Below are 15,312 nucleotides of genomic sequence, written 5' to 3' on the forward strand. Positions count from 1 at the left end.
GGTGTGGAAACGCATCGGATCCTGGTTACCGGATCCTCGTCCCCACGATGCAAGAGCGTAGAATTCGGTTGCGGAAGACGACTTGTACCGCGAATCAATTGATTCTGGACCCTCGCACGGGCGTTTTTGATGACTCCTTCCTCGACCGACCCAGCGTCTTCGCTGGATGTCAGTGATGATGATTTCCACCACACGGACGGCGCAACGTCGATCGATTTTGAACTGTCCAGCAGTGTCAATTTTGCCAGCCACCAAAACTCGGTGCCGGTCTTGCGTCAGCTCCGCGTGCGAAACCGCTCCCAGAGCCCGCTGACCGAACTGCGGTTGAAATTGGATTCCGAGCCCGGGTTCATCAAGCCGAAAACCTGGATCATCGACCGCATCGACGCCGACACCACGCTGACAGTCGACGGCAACGACATCCATCTGGACGCGGGTTATCTGAACCGGCTCAATGAAGCCGAGCGGGGCGAGATTCGGTTCACATTGTGCGATGCGAACACGATCCTTTGTCAGCGTGATGCCGATCTCCGCATCCTGGCGCGAGACGAATGGGGTGGTGTTTCGGCGATGGGCGAACTGCTGTCGGCCTTTGTCATGCCCAACGATCCGGCCGTCGCGGGCCTGCTCAAACAAGCCGGTGAGATCTTGGCCGGCCACGGTTTCTCGCCTTCGTTAGACGGTTACCAAAGTCGCGATCCGAAACGCGCCCACTTGCTGGTTTCGGCGCTCTGGTCAGCCGTTGCCGACAAACAACTGACATACGCCAATCCGCCCAAAAGTTTTGAATCGCGCGGCCAAAAGACGCGTCCCCCGTCGACGGTCTTGCGCGACTCACTGGCAACCTGCTTGGACAGTTCGCTGCTGTTCGCCTCGGCGATCGAAGCCGCCGGACTTCATCCGATCATCGTGATGAAACACGACCACTGTTTCGCCGGTGCCTGGTTGGTCGAAACCTCGTTTGGCCAACTCATCCAGCCGGACTGTTGCGAAGTCCGCAAGGCGATCGCCGCGGGAGAACTGATCGTCTTTGAAACCACACTCGTCACACACCGACCGGCCCGATCGTTTGACGAAGCGATCAAAGCCGGATTGCAACAGCTCGCCGAATCTGACGAAGACCGCTTCGTCGCCGCGATCGACGTGGAACGGGCGCGGATGGTTAAGATCCAGCCGCTTCCCTCGACCAACGCGGAATCGGAAATCCGCCCCGAGACGAAGGATGCCCCCTCGGCCCCCCGCCTTTCGCTGCCTCCGTCGGTTCCCTCACCGACCGACGAACCGATCGAACCCAAACCGATCACACCGGAAGGCCGCATCGACCGCTGGCATCGAAAGCTGCTGGATCTGACACTGCGTAATCGGCTGCTGAATTTTAAGTCCACCAAGCAGACGATTCCGTTTTTGTGTCCCGAGGTCTCAAAGCTGGAAGACCGGCTCTCCAGTGGAAAAAAGTTAAAACTCGTTTCGCTGCCCGATGCCAACGTGGCGGCGGGACGCGACACCGCCCACCACCAAAAAACGAATCTCGAAGACCTGGAACTTGAATACGCCAACGCGGCGTTGGCGCGGAACGAAGTCTGCGCGACCATCGGCGGTGAAGAGCTGGCCAAACGGTTGGTCACCCTTTACCGAAGCTCACGCAACGATCTGGCCGAAGGCGGTTCGAACACGCTTTATCTGGCCGTCGGATTCCTGCGCTGGAAAGAACGCCCCAGCGATTCCCGCAGCTTTCGTGCGCCCTTGCTGCTCGTTCCCGCCAAATTGCTTCGTCGAAACGCCAATTCGGCTTACCGCCTGGCACATCACGAAGACGACGTTCGTTTCAATGCGACGCTGATTCAAAAGCTGAAGCGGGATTTCAACTGCGACTTGTCGCGATTCGAATCAGCGTTGCCGACAGACAAAAACGGAGTCGATGTCCAGCAAGTGTTTGATACCGTCCGACGTGCGATCCGCGAGCTGCCCGGATTTGAAGTCGTGGACGAATCCGCTCTCGCATCGTTCTCCTTTGCCAAGTACCTGATGTGGAAGGACCTGGTCGACCGCAGTGACCAGCTGGAAAAGAACCGTGTCGTTCGTCACCTGGTCCGCAATCCTGAAATCGCTTTTCAGCCCGAGGTGGAAACGTCGATTCCAAACCAAGACGAAATGGACGGGCGTTTTGAACCGCGTGAATTGATTCACCCGTTGGATGCCGATTCGTCACAGTTGGCCGCCGTGATGGCCGCGGCCCAAGGTCACGATTTTGTGCTGGTCGGTCCGCCGGGGACGGGAAAAAGTCAAACCATCGCCAACATGATCGCCCAATGTTTGGCGAGCGGAAAAACGGTCTTGTTCGTCGCCGAGAAAACAGCCGCCTTGGACGTCGTCCAACGTCGTTTGGAACAAAACGGTCTGGGTGATTTTTGCGTCGAACTGCACAGCAACAAAGCCGAGCGCAAACGTTTCTTGCGTCAACTGGATCAGGCCTGGCAAAAGGGCGGAATCAAACGTCGCACGTCTTGGAAAAAGATCAACGAAGATCTGCAACTCTCACGCGACCAGCTCAACGCCTACGTCCGGTCACTTCATCGCCAGGCATCCAACGGCTGGACCGCCTACCAAGCCATCGGGGTCTCCGTCGCCGGCCAGTCGCTCGAAACCGCCGAGTTGTCTTGGCCCGACCATGATCAACATGACCAGCACGCCTATCGGCATCTGGAAACGTTGGCCCATCAAATCTCGCTCCACTACGCCGCCGTCATCGACATGGACCCGCTCGACGCGGTCACGAGAACCGAGTGGTCGATGCAGTGGGAACGAGAACTGCTTGATCAATGCAAGACATTGATCGAAACCATCGATGACTTCCGGCCAGAATTGCGGCGTTTTTGCGCCGCGCTAGGGCTGCAGGAAACGACGCAACCGGCCGACGCATCACTGTCGACCCTACGCAATTTGCATCGGCTGGCGATCGAGCTGGCCGACACGGTCAACGATGACTTCCGCACGGTCTTTGACGACCAGTTGGATGACTTGCCCGAACACCTCAATGAGTTGGACGATGCGATCAACGCCTTTGATCGCGCCGCCGCCGAGTGCGCCCTGACCTTCGACGACGACGACTTGCGACGCATCCCCGTCGACCAACTGGAACAGGACTGGAACACCGCCGTCGCATCGTACTGGCCGATGTCGTACCTGCGAAAACGGGCCGTCATCAAGTCGCTGCAGAGTGTTGCCAAGCTGGGCGTTGCCGATCCGCCAAACGATTTCACGCCCATCCGCGAAATGCAACGCGCCATCACGCGAATCGACCGGAACCCGCTTGCCAGCCGCGACCACCTCTGGCAACACCGACATTCGGCAACCGCATCGATCGGCCAGCACCTGCAACGTTGTCAGGACTTGCTGCAAACCATTCGTCGGATTGCCAAGCCAGACGCGGAATCGGCTTCACAGTTCGAGACACTGCGTCAGACGCTGGAACCCTTTTTGCGCAAGCGTTCTTCGGACACTCCGCTGTTTGAAGTCGTGAAACAATACGCGGACGACTTTATTGCCTTCGATACCGCGGCGGGCCGATTCGAACACGTCGCCGGAAGTCGCGCGCACCCCATCGAATCGACCCACTGCTTGACCGCATCTGTCGAGATGGCGGCACGGATCCAAGCCAACCGCACCAAATTGCAACGCTGGACGGCATGGCAATCCGTCCGCGGACGGGCGTGCGAAGTCGGCCTGGAACCCATCGTCTCCGCGACGGAAGAGGGCATGATTCCTTGTCACGACGTCGCCGAACGCTTTCGCCTGGCGTACGTCCGCTGGTGGCTGCCGCGCGTGATTGATTCCGATGACGTGCTACGCGAGTTCCAGCGATTCCAGCACGAGAACACGATCCGTGAATTTGTCGAACTGGATGCCAAGGCCCGCAGTGCCGCTGCAGGTCGGGTGCGAAAATCGGTGGCCCATCGATTGCCCGATCAAAGCGAAGTGCCGCGCAAGTCCGAACTGGGGCTGCTCCGCCACCAAATCGGTTTGAAACGTCCCAGCAAATCGATCCGGGAACTCGTTTCGATGATGCCCGAGCACTTCGCCTCGCTGGCCCCGTGCCTGTTGATGTCACCGCTTTCGATCGCCCAGTATTTGCCCGCCGATCAACCGCCCTTTGATGTCGTGATCTTTGATGAAGCGTCCCAGATTACAACCTGGGATGCGATCGGAGCGATCGCCCGTGGCCGCCAAACCATCATCGTCGGAGACCCGAACCAGTTGCCGCCGACCAATTTCTTTGGCAAATCCAACGATGACGAAGACGACGAAGACCTGGAGGACTACGAGCGTGATTTGGAGAGCATTCTCGACGAGGCGAAAGCGTCCGGGTTGCCGACGTTGCAATTGAATTGGCACTACCGCAGTCGCCACGAATCGCTGATCGCGTTCTCCAATCATCACTATTACGACAACAAACTGGTCACGTTTCCTTCGCCCGAAACGACCGACAGCGCCGTCACGCTGCGTCACCTGCCGGATTCGCAGTACGACCGCGGCAAGACACGCACCAACCCGATCGAAGCCGAAGCGATCGTCGCCGAGTCCGTCGCCCGCATGAAACAATGGTTGGAATTGCCTGAACCGGACCGCAAGACGCTCGGCGTGGTCACGTTCAATAGCCAACAACAAACGTTGATCCAGGATTTGTTTGACCAGGCCCAACGCGACGATCCATCGCTGGAATGGTTCTTCAGCGACGATCGAATCGAACCCACCGTCGTCAAGAACCTGGAAAACGTTCAGGGCGATGAGCGGGACTTGATGCTGTTTTCGATCACGTTCGGTCCGGGGAAATCCGGCAAAGTTCCGTTGACCTTCGGGGCACTCAACCGTGATGGTGGAGAGCGACGCTTGAATGTCGCCGTGACCCGTGCCCGCCAAGAGTTGATTGTTTTCTCGTCGTTTAAAGCCGATCAACTGCCCGCGGAGAATTCGAAATCGCGCGGCGTGCGGGACCTGAAGTCGTTCTTGGCGTTTGCCGAAAAAGGCGCCGCGGAATTTCATCGCCCGGAACCGGAATCCGACGCGACGCCGAAGTTCGGATCGGCATTGGAGGCGGCGATTGCCGATCGGCTGCACTCACGCGGCTGGGACGTGACCCCGCAGGTCGGCGTTTCAGTTTTTCGTATCGCGTTGGCGATCCGCGACCCCCACGACAAACGCACCTACCTGGCCGGCATCGAGTGCGACGGCGCCACCTACCGCAACTCCGCCACCGCACGCGATCGCGACAAGACGCGTCAGTGGGTGCTGGAGAATCTGGGCTGGAACATCGTCCGAGTCTGGTCGCGCGATTGGTGGTACGATCCCGACGGCGCCACCGATCGTTTGGACCAAGAGTTGCGTGACCTGCTGACGAGGCGGCAATCCAACGGCTCACCCATCGATTGATCAATATTGCATCGCAGACGTTTCTTGATTTCAGTGGTCCTCCTCTTTACGATCCCGGCCACCCGAATCCGATAGAAAACAACGATGATTGGAAAGCGGACCATCGGTGAACCGGTTTGAAACTTCCAATCCACACTTCTGAGCCAGTTCAATTCCGCGAACATTCGAGTCACGGAGCGGGAGTAAAACGCGATCAATTCTCCATGTCTGATGGATCCATCGAAGTACCTCGGCGACGAGCAGGGCTTCGAGTTCGATCGCATCATCGACGACCCAGTATGCCAGTTGGGCACCGTCGATCTCATGACAACGTTCAATGTAAATACAGCCACGACAACTCCGTCGGTCTGAGCTGAGCACTGTGTAGGCAAACGCCTCGCCACGGAGGAACTCGTCGTGGTGTTCTCGAAGGTCACTCCAGTTCAAACTCAACGTAAAGTCCTCTGGCGGCCACTCGCTCCACTGCAATTCCTCTCGCAGCCTCACTCGACACGACATCAAAGCCTTGAAGTCCAATTCCGCGTGTCTCTCGTTCAGTGGCTCAATTGAAAAACCCAACGTATGGAGCGACTGCGGAACCGTAGCAGGCGACAGCCAGGGTAAATTCTGTTTGGGAGCTTGTGTCATCGACGAATCCTCACGTCGTCATTGAATGACCAGTCGTTGTGCCCACCCGAAATCGCAGTGAACCGGGCGCGGGGGATCTGCTTGGCCAAGGCTTTGGCGTGTTCGATGGGAATGATCTCGTCGCCGGTGGCTGCGAAAATCTCGACCGACCCCGGATAGTCGTTCAGTGCGTCCACGTTGTTCCAATCATCCAGCAGCAACAGACGCACCGGCAAAAAGAAAAATCGTTTCGACGCCACGCTCGCCAGGGTGTCAAACGGGACCACCAGCACGATCTTGTCCGGCGGCGTTTCTTCCCAGGCAAGCTCACACGCAGGGCCGCTACCGATCGATTCACCGAGGACACAGACGGGTGTGTCCGGGTACTGTGACTTCAAAATCCGATAGGCCTCCGCCGCTGCTTGATTGAATGAGTCGCGGCACGATTTCCCTTCGCGCGCTCCGTAACCGGGATACTCCAGCACGTACAGCGAGTCCTGGTCGGACATGCGGTCGAGCACATAATCGCGATCAGCCGCTTGACCGCCGTTTCCATGCGTCATCAACCAAACGGTCTGTGCCTCGGGCACTTCGCGGCAATAGCCAATCGTACGGTTTTCGACCAACCACGGCTGCAGCAGCGTGGGGACATCGCGGTGCGAGGGCAGAAACAGCAGGAACCGTTGGCAGAGGAAAACAACAACCGCGACGGCGACATACGGAATCATCACCATCGCCATCAACCGAAGCGTTTGCGTCATCGTCCGCCGAATCACGGTGAAGTTACCCCAATAAACACGATGCGATCTCTGCGGGAACGGATCAATTGCAACAGTCCAAGTCCTCGATGAAGCTCTGGTCGGGATGGATCCGCTGGTAGGGAAGTCCGAGTTGTTCGGAGATGATGCGACGCACCTTCAGCGCCCGTTCGCGGTTCGTGCCGGGCGAACATTTTGCGACAAATTCATCGTCCGAAATCGGCGGCCACCGTCGCCGAAAATCACGACTGCGTTTGGCCTCCAACGCCAGAACCAAAGCAAGAATCAGTGCAATCCCACTGAAGAAGAACAAGAAATCAAGCATGCGAAGCATCTCCATCGGAGATCACCGGTCCGATGGATCCGATGACTCACGTTTCGGGGGCCAGACGACGAACGGTCGACACGTCTTAGCGTACTCGATCGTCATCAACGGTGCCAAACGAGCGTCGCGAATGACAGGCAACCAAACCAGCATCCTGAGCGGCATCGACATCACTTCCACGGCAATCGACACACGCCCCATTGGCCTTGGTTTTCATCCACGGCGACTTCGATCCAGTTCAACGCGTCGCCGAATTGCGATTTCGTTTTCGCCCGTACCCGCTCGGCGATCACCCGCGCGATTTCTTCGGCTGTCGTATTGATCACCGGCAAGATCACGCAATCCTCGTTCGGGAACACCCAACGGCGATCCCGGAACTTCGCCGTCGTCTCCTTGTCATCGCTGCGAATTCGGATTTCTGCATGATCGCTGGGCAGGATCACATGGTGGTCGAGCGCCTGGGTCTGTTCCAGCACGGCGTCACGGAGGGCGATGAAATCGACGACGTAGCGGTTCTCATCCAAGGGGCCTTCCACCGATGCCCGAACGCCGTAGTTGTGCCCGTGGATGCGTTCGCAAATGTCGCCGGCGAAGGTGATGAAGTGGGCGGCCGAAAAAACGAACTGCTCCTTGGACACATCGACACGGTAGGTGGGCTGGCTCATGAAGTGATCCTGGTTCGAAACTTAATTGGGAAAGAGGAGGGAAGCCCCGCTACAACGCTTCGCGCAACAGCACATACACGGCCGCTGCGATCAGATCGGCGGTCGTGCCGGGGTTGATTCGGTTGGATTGTCCCGCCAGATCAAGTGTACCGGTTCGTAAATAGCGATCGAAGGCGTCCACTTGTTCTCCGTCGCAGTGGTCAAACCGTGCCCGCCGCTGGACCTCGCGAGCGACACCGTCGCCGAATTTTCTGGCGATCAAGCTGTCCGGTTCCGCGGCAAGCAACCGCAACTGGGCCAGCACCAGCCCGCTCAGCAAATCCTGTTCATCGAGCACGCTTTGCTGGACAACGGGCAGGACATGTTGAAACAAGTCAGCGAACCCGTCCGAGTAATTCTTTGCAATTCGATCTCGCGTTGCGGCGTGTCGCATCGCGGCCAAAAAATTTTGCGGCGGCGGCCCGCTTAAATCCATTTCATCTGTTTGCCCCATCCCGCCCGGTTTGGCGACATTGATCGCGGCATACAACCGTTTCGAATCGGCGGCGGTCAGCGAGTCCAAGACCGCGATCACACCGTCGCGCCATGTCGATCGATCCAGCCGGACGCGCTGATCAGCCGCATCGACTTGGACCAGCGGCCCCAGCAACAGCAAAATCCCCAAGTTGACGTTCGTGCCGAGTTTTTCAGCCGATGCGTTGCAGGCTTCGAGCACACCGTGGCTGAACGACAGGGGCAGCGGTTCAAAGGCCGATGCGGTCAACTCGGCGGCGGTGACAAAATCAAGGTATGTCAAATCATCAAAGTCACGCCCCGGAGAAACATTGCCGACCTTCGGCGCCGTCGCTTCCAGCACGCAGGCCCAACGGATCGCGTCGGCCGGTCGCGTGCACACCCGACGGATCGATGCCAAGCCACCGGTCACTGGATCTTGTCAGCCAAAAATTGACCGATCGCGTCGAGCGTTTCTTCGGCAGCGTCTTCGATCACATAGTGCCCGGCGTCGGCGATTTCGACAGCCGTCGACGCCGGCCAAACCGCTTGGAACCGCCGCAAACATTCCGGTCGAAAGCACCAGTCCTTCATCCCCCAGACCAATAGCGACGGCAGATCGGCCAGCGACGGCAACGCGTTTTCCAAGTCGACCAATGTCTGATACGTCGGCGCCCGCTTGGAAAACGGGATGTCGCGGACGAAGGCGTCGATCGCGACGCGGTTGGCCCAACTGTCATAGGGTTTCAAGAGATTCTTGGCGACCTCCGCACGCATTCGATTGCGACTCATCGCCATCGTGATCGCCGCTCGGGCGAACAGGTTCAATCCGCGAACGCCCAGCGTGCCGAGGACGGGAATCCGGCAAGCGGCAATTCGCCATGGCACATAGGGCGGCGGGAAGGCGGCGGTGTTGAGCAGCATGAGGCCTCGAAACCGAGGTTTGCAGCGGACCAGCGCCCCCAGGCCGATCGCGCCCCCCCAATCATGGGCGAGCAGCACGACGTTGTCCAAATCCAAATGTTCAATCAACGCGACCAAATTGGATTGGTGGTTGGCCAACGTGTATGCGTATTCGGTCTGACTGGGTTTGTCGCTGTTACCGCAGCCGAGGTGGTCGACCGCGATCACTCGATGGTCCGCCCCGAAACGCTCCGCCACCGCGCGGTAGTAATAGCTCCACGTCGGGTTGCCGTGGACACACAGAATCGTCGGCCGCGCCATCTTCGTCGCAGTCGCCCCGTCCGTCGCAGTCGCCCCGTCCGTGGCAGTCGACCCGTCCGTGGCAGTTGGGCCGACGTCTCGATAGGCCATCGTGTGACCACCGGTTTGGAACCGTTTCACCGGGGCGTCAAATTGGTCTGAAAGTTCGCTCATCGGCGTAGTGTCGCCGTTTTTCGGTTCGCTTGGAAGTCGCCAGGGGGCCGTTGTGTGCAGGCCCGAGTCAATTTCGTAGGATACGGGCGATGAAACTGCCACCCCCATCGATCCGAAAGCTGTTTCGCGAAGACTTTTCCGGTCAGTCTGCGATCGTGGTCGATCGCGCGAATCTATCAAAAGAATCCAAACACTGGCAAACGCTGCTCGGTCAAATCGAAGGCGTTCACGTCACGCGGCATCCCGGCGACAAGGATTCGCGCTCGAAAACTCTGTGTCGATTCACGATCCCGGAACCGAACAGCGACGGCCACTATTGGCGAAGTGATGAGCTGCGACTGGAATACGACAGCGACAGCCGATTGACGATTCATTCCTATCGGTTCCGCGAGAGCCAGCACAGTGCGTTGGTCAGCGATTTGGACGAAATCAAGACGTTCGTCCGGCACGTGCTGGAGCGTTATGCCCGTCGTCACGCGGGCGAGAAGAAACGCGAAAAAGTCCGCGAGTTCAAATCCAAAGCGATCATCGCCCAGGTCAGGAAGTTGGCCAAGGAGGAAAAGTTCGATTTCGCGACCAGCGGCGACACCGTCAAATTAAAACTGTTCGTCAAATTGTCGAAACACGACCTGATCGAAATCAGCGTGCCCTTCAAGCAATTCGAAAAGATGCTGCCGAAGCTACGTGTGACGATCCAGTCGCTGCGTGAGTTGTACGCCGAAGGGTTGCGTTTCAAAATCATGCCGGTCGGTCGACTGCCGTGGAACGTCCAATGGGTCAAACACGAGACGCTTTAAGGCGGGCGACTGGTTCGAATTGCCCTGACGCGTACAGTGGTTTGTTCCCTGAAGGGACGTCGTACAGCTTAAGGCGACCGCATTGGACTGTACGATGGCCCTTCCGGGCCGTCGTCCGAGGGACTCTCCTCGACGACCTGGAAAGGACGTCGTACAGCTTAAGGCGACCGCTTTGAACTGTACGATGGCCCTTCCGGGCCGTCGTCCGAGGGACTCTCCTCGACGACCGAGAAAGGACGTCGTACAGCTTAAGGCGACCGCATTGGACTGTACGATGGCCCTTCCGGGCCGTCGTCCGAGGGACTCTCCTCGACGACCTGGAAAGGACGTCGTACAGCTTAAGGCGACCGCTTTGAACTGTACGACGGCCCTTCCGGGCCGTCGTCCGAGGGACTTTCCTCGACGACCGAGAAAGGACGTCGTACAGCTTAAGGCGACCGCATTGGACTGTACGATGGCCCTTCCGGGCCGTCGTCCGAGGGACTCTCCTCGACGACCTGGAAAGGACGTCGTACAACGATCCGCTGACCGCATCAAACTCCATCGACGAGATCGCTCGTCTTTGTCCCGTTTTCGTCATCACATTTCCTTTGGAGACTTTCCCTTGGCCGTTCGCGTTGATGCTAGTGAGTTGATTCAGCTGTTGGAACTGACGCCCTCGGACCAGAACGTGATGCTGGTGGGGCGTCATGGCATCGGCAAATCGCAGATCATCGCCGATCATTTTCGCGAGCGAGACATGACCGTCGTGCCGTTCTTCTTGGGCCAGATGAGCGATCCGGGGGACCTGATCGGCCTGCTCCACAAGGACGAGCACACCGGACGCAGCGAATTTCTGCCTCCGTTCTGGTGGCCCCAGGATGACCAGCCGATCGTGCTGTTCCTCGATGAACTCAACCGGGCGCGTCCAGAAATTCTGCAATCGGTGATGGAATTGGCCCTCAACAAGACCTTGGCCGGAAAACGCTTGCCCGCCGGCAGCGTGATCGTTTCGGCGGTCAACGAAGGCGATGAATACCAACTGACCGACCTGGACCCGGCGTTGGTTTCGCGGTTCAACCTGTATGAATTCGCCCCGACGGTCGAAGATTGGCTGCTGTGGGCCGAACGCGAAAACATCGATGCGCGGATCACCAGCTTCATCCAAAAACAGCCCCAGTTCCTTGATGGCCACGGGATCGGCAGCGAAAGCGATGAGCCCCTGTCGGGCTTGGTCAAAACGCCGGACCGACGTGGTTGGGCGCGGGTTTCGAAACTGATCGAACCGATCGAACGCTTGGAAGCGGCTCACATCAAACTGATCGCGGGCATCGTCGGTTCCGCCTCGGCCAACGCCTTTCGCCGCAGCTTGGCGACGCCGTTGCCCGTGTCACCGGCCGGCGTCTTGCTGGAATTCAGCAAACAGCGCAAGACGCTGGGCAAAATGTCGCTCAGTGAGTTACTGTTGCTCAACGAACAGATTCTGGTGTGGATCAGCAGCGGGAAATGCCCGGCCGCCCGTGAACCGAAAGCTCGCTCGGGCTTGCTGAGTTATTTGAATCTGTTGCGAAAACGAAAACTCGATGAAGCGGTCGCCCATTTGGTTTCGATGCTGGGGAAACCCAAGTTTGAATCGGTGATGGAATTCATTTCCGAATCGATCGAATTGACCGAATTGTTGACCGGCTACATGGAAGGGATTCGGATCGAATGAGCCAGTCCTTCGCCAAGTCGAGCGCTCGCGAGCGGATCACACAGGTGGTGGAAAGCTGGTTTCTGACCGAACCGCTGCTGTTCGCCGCCTGGACGATGCACGACGTCGTGGAGCGACCGAGCCTGGCAACGATTCGTGTCGGACGCGGCAAGATCGAATTCAACCCGGACTTTATCCGTTCGCTGCGACGCGACCAGTTGCGATCGGTGCTGGGATTCGAAGCGATGCGAATCCTGCTGGGCCATCCCTACGCCAGACAGCAACCGAAGGCCGAATTGTCCTACCAGGCGAGCAATCTGACCGTTCAGGAATGTCTGCGCACCAAGTTGCCGATCCCGCGGCCCCGCGACGTCTTGGGCGACGAACGTTTTGACAACCAGTACTTCGAATTCTATTACCGTGAACTCGCCGAGCGTGCCAGTCACGACGAACCGGCCGATGACGATCCCGATGATCCAGACGCACCGGATTCATCGAAAGACGATTCGTCGAAACAGGAACCCTCAGGCGACCGTGCGGATCCGCCCCAGCCCGACGATGAAGGCGAAGCAGGCCAAGACAGTCCGGACGAGAACGATTCCGACGATTCGGACGGCCAACCCAGTGGGAGCAGCGACGCGGCGAGCACGCTGGACGCCTACAGCGATCCCGATCGGGTCGGCATGGAAAACACGGGCCGCTGGGACAACGATGATCTGAAACGGGACGAGATCAACGCGGCGGTCCGCGAGGCGGCCCAATCCGATGGCTGGGGAACGGTCGGCGGGCAGGCCAAAGAGCAGTTGATGGCGACGCTTCATCCCAAATTGGACTATCGGGGTGTGCTGCGAAATTTCCGCCAAAGCGTGCTCTCGGTGCGGCGGCGTTTGACGCGGATGAAACCGAGTCGTCGCTACGGGTTCGCGCAGATGGGCAGCCGCTACGACTTCACAACCAAACTGTTGTTTGCCGTCGATGTTTCCGGATCGATGGGGCATCGCGATCTGCAACTGGGCTTTTCAGTCGTCAGCCACTTCTTCCGATACGGTGTCGAATCGGTCGACGTGATCTGGTTCGATGAAGACGTCCGTTGTGAACCGCTGACGCTGCGTCGCGCCCGCAGCGCGTTCGAAGTCAGCGGTCGCGGGGGCACGAATTTCGCCCCCGTCATCGACTACATCGATCAACATCGCGACTACGACGGACTGATCATTTTCACCGACGGCTACGCCCCGGTACCGCCAAAGCCACAGAACACCCGGACGCGGATCCTGTGGCTGTTCAAGGATGAAGCGACGCACCGGCAGATGCACCAGGGACTGCGGCCGCTGGGTCGAGCGGCGTTCTTGAAAGAATCGGCCCGCTAAGCTCTCAGCCGATGGCCGTAAGGCCCCGGGCAGCGTCGCAGTGCCCGGCCGCTTACACGGCGCGCGGCTCACAAAATCGACAGCCCGTTCGCGCCGTTCCGCTAACATCAGCCGGTGTTCGCCAGCCTCCGGCCACCGGTGTGCACTCCACATTTCGGTCGATCTCGGGGAGTGTCTCGCCGCCTCACCGCCTCAAACGTTTTCAAAATCCTCGAAATCTTCCAGGTCGACGTCGTCTTCAGCGTCGTCGTCTTTGCCGGTGCTCAAGCCGAACTCGTCGCTGATTTCGTCATCGATCTCGATTTCGTAATCGTCGTTCAATTCTTCTTCGAAATCATCGTCGAAGTCATCATCGAAGTCGTCTTCGTCGATGTCGTCGAAGTCATCCAGATCGTCGTCTTCGTCGAGCCCGTCGTTAAAGCCGTCGTCGACGTCGTCGGTATTGGCATCGTCGTCGTCGAAGCGGTCGTCATCATCGTCGTCGTCGTCGTCGTCGTCCAGATCGTCGTCGTCATCGTCGTCCGATGCGACGGGACTGGCGGTCCAGGGCGATGCCGACCGGTCATGGGGTCGATTCTCAGCCGCGGTGGGGGAAATCGCGGACACGATTTCGGGATTGGCGACCGATGGATCGGCGAGAGCGACACTCATAGATGAAACCGGAAATGCGAAGAAAAATGGGGAGCGGGCTTCCGTCAGGGGATTCATAACCGACAGGCCACGATGACGTAAAGCGTGGGTAACTGGGGATCTTAGGCCCGTCGGGCATCGACGCGTCAGAAAATTTACGGCCGCAACAGGTCAACCAGCGGACCTTGCGGTGCCGATAGAGACTAGGCGCCGCCGGCGTGACAGAGCCCGCTGCGTTTGTCGCCCCGCAAAATCGCGTGGCAACCGACCTCGGCAGCGGATCTATCTGGTCCGGCGGACGCACATTTTGATACGTCCACACTATCGGACAAGTCGCCTCAAGCTAATTTTCTTGGCCCCGACGGCATTTCTGGCCCCGAAAACGGGATTTCCGATCTGCATCGGGCCCCAACGCCCCCAGTAAATCCACTCAGCATGCAACCTACCACCCCATTGCGGCCGGCCTCCAAAGCCGCCGCCGCGGTCGTCTTGGCCGCGATTCTGACCACAACGTCGGGATGTGCCGGTCGACAATACGGGCATTTGCTAGCCAGCGACGACAAGGACCTGGTCGGCAGCCATGCCGCCGGTGCGGCGACGTGGAATCCGCTGGTGGAAGAATCCGTCGCCAAATTGCTCTCCCGCTGCCCCCCCACGGTCCAGCCGGTGACGTTTGAAGCGCCATCCGAACTTTCTCTCGACGGCGTCATCGTCCCGTCCACCCTCAACGGCGGTCCGGCCAACGTCTGCTTCGTCGGAATCGAGAACAAAAGCGCCGAAGAACTGGGCGATTTCAAAGAACAGCTCTACGAACAGATCGACTCCCAGATCAATTCAAACGCGGATTTCCGCGGCATCAGCCGGCGGATGGTCCAAACCGCCCTCCGCGAAACCCGACTGCGGCCCGATGCGTTGTTCCTGCCCCAAAATCGCGACGCCTTCGCCGCCGTCTTGGGCAAGGCGGGCTCCCCGGTCGACTACTTGCTGTTCGCCAACATCACCAGCGGAACCACCGATCGCAACAAAACCAGCCAGCGGGACTACACGCTGACCTTGGAAATGGTCAACGTGCACACCGGTGATTTCTTGAAAGAGTCCGCCAAGATCCGCAAGGGATACTCGAAATCACGCGCCGGAAAGTGGTGGAACTACGGCGTTTTCGATCAGGCCGACGGGTGATCGTGCAGCGTCGCGTC

Annotated in this window: 12 protein-coding genes; 5 read left to right on the forward strand and 7 right to left on the reverse strand. The window is 58.7% G+C overall.

All coding sequences use genetic code 11. The annotated features are described in order from the left end of the window. The first annotated feature begins 129 nt into the window (after positions 1-129). Entirely contained in the window at positions 130-5,427 is a 5,298-nt protein-coding gene (locus tag Enr13x_RS25175; RefSeq protein ID WP_145389567.1) for a DUF4011 domain-containing protein, read from the forward strand. A gap of 30 nt (positions 5,428-5,457) precedes the next feature. Here the strand turns inward: Enr13x_RS25175 and Enr13x_RS25180 are convergent, their stop codons facing one another. The 6 genes from Enr13x_RS25180 to Enr13x_RS25205 form a co-directional block, all read right to left on the reverse strand. Then, positions 5,458-6,054, reverse strand: a complete 597-nt coding sequence (locus Enr13x_RS25180; RefSeq protein ID WP_145389568.1) for a GNAT family N-acetyltransferase — start codon at positions 6,052-6,054, stop codon at positions 5,458-5,460. After that, entirely contained in the window at positions 6,051-6,794 is a 744-nt protein-coding gene (locus Enr13x_RS25185; protein ID WP_145389569.1) for an alpha/beta hydrolase family protein, read from the reverse strand. Before Enr13x_RS25185 ends, Enr13x_RS25180 begins: the two co-directional genes overlap by 4 nt. A 61-nt stretch (positions 6,795-6,855) precedes the next feature. Continuing rightward, positions 6,856-7,116 carry an acyl carrier protein gene (locus Enr13x_RS25190; protein WP_145389570.1) on the reverse strand — a complete coding sequence of 87 codons (261 nt, stop codon included), beginning with the start codon at positions 7,114-7,116 and terminating at the stop codon, positions 6,856-6,858. Positions 7,117-7,286: 170 nt separating this feature from the next. Further along, the gene (locus Enr13x_RS25195; RefSeq protein WP_145389571.1) at positions 7,287-7,781 is read right to left on the reverse strand and encodes a 6-pyruvoyl trahydropterin synthase family protein; all 495 of its coding nucleotides are present in this window, start codon (positions 7,779-7,781) and stop codon (positions 7,287-7,289) included. Positions 7,782-7,830: 49 nt separating this feature from the next. Further along, positions 7,831-8,706 carry a triphosphoribosyl-dephospho-CoA synthase gene (locus Enr13x_RS25200; RefSeq protein WP_145389572.1) on the reverse strand — a complete coding sequence of 292 codons (876 nt, stop codon included), beginning with the start codon at positions 8,704-8,706 and terminating at the stop codon, positions 7,831-7,833. Continuing rightward, on the reverse strand, positions 8,703-9,650 hold the full coding sequence (locus Enr13x_RS25205; RefSeq protein ID WP_231743772.1) for an alpha/beta fold hydrolase: 948 nt from the start codon (positions 9,648-9,650) through the stop codon (positions 8,703-8,705). Before Enr13x_RS25205 ends, Enr13x_RS25200 begins: the two co-directional genes overlap by 4 nt. A gap of 89 nt (positions 9,651-9,739) precedes the next feature. Between Enr13x_RS25205 and Enr13x_RS25210 the strand changes: the two genes are divergently transcribed. The 3 genes from Enr13x_RS25210 (at position 9,740) to Enr13x_RS25220 (ending at position 13,486) form a co-directional block, all read left to right on the forward strand. Then, positions 9,740-10,447, forward strand: a complete 708-nt coding sequence (locus Enr13x_RS25210; RefSeq protein WP_145389573.1) for a hypothetical protein — start codon at positions 9,740-9,742, stop codon at positions 10,445-10,447. Positions 10,448-11,051: 604 nt separating this feature from the next. Further along, entirely contained in the window at positions 11,052-12,140 is a 1,089-nt protein-coding gene (locus tag Enr13x_RS25215) for an AAA family ATPase (protein ID WP_145389574.1), read from the forward strand. Beyond that, positions 12,137-13,486: a DUF2201 family putative metallopeptidase gene (locus tag Enr13x_RS25220; protein ID WP_145389575.1), complete on the forward strand. Its 1,350-nt coding sequence runs from the start codon at positions 12,137-12,139 to the stop codon at positions 13,484-13,486. Before Enr13x_RS25215 ends, Enr13x_RS25220 begins: the two co-directional genes overlap by 4 nt. Positions 13,487-13,678: 192 nt before the next feature. On the opposite strand, the gene Enr13x_RS25225 is transcribed toward Enr13x_RS25220, so the two are convergent. Next, entirely contained in the window at positions 13,679-14,137 is a 459-nt protein-coding gene (locus Enr13x_RS25225; protein ID WP_231743773.1) for a hypothetical protein, read from the reverse strand. 414 nt (positions 14,138-14,551) lie between these two features. On the opposite strand from Enr13x_RS25225, the gene Enr13x_RS25230 reads away from it, so the two are divergent. After that, a complete protein-coding gene (locus tag Enr13x_RS25230) occupies positions 14,552-15,295 on the forward strand; it encodes a penicillin-binding protein activator LpoB (RefSeq protein ID WP_145389576.1) in 744 nt (247 codons plus the stop codon). Positions 15,296-15,312: the final 17 nt, after the last annotated feature.

It is taken from the genome of Stieleria neptunia, assembly GCF_007754155.1.
Taxonomy (GTDB): domain Bacteria; phylum Planctomycetota; class Planctomycetia; order Pirellulales; family Pirellulaceae; genus Stieleria; species Stieleria neptunia.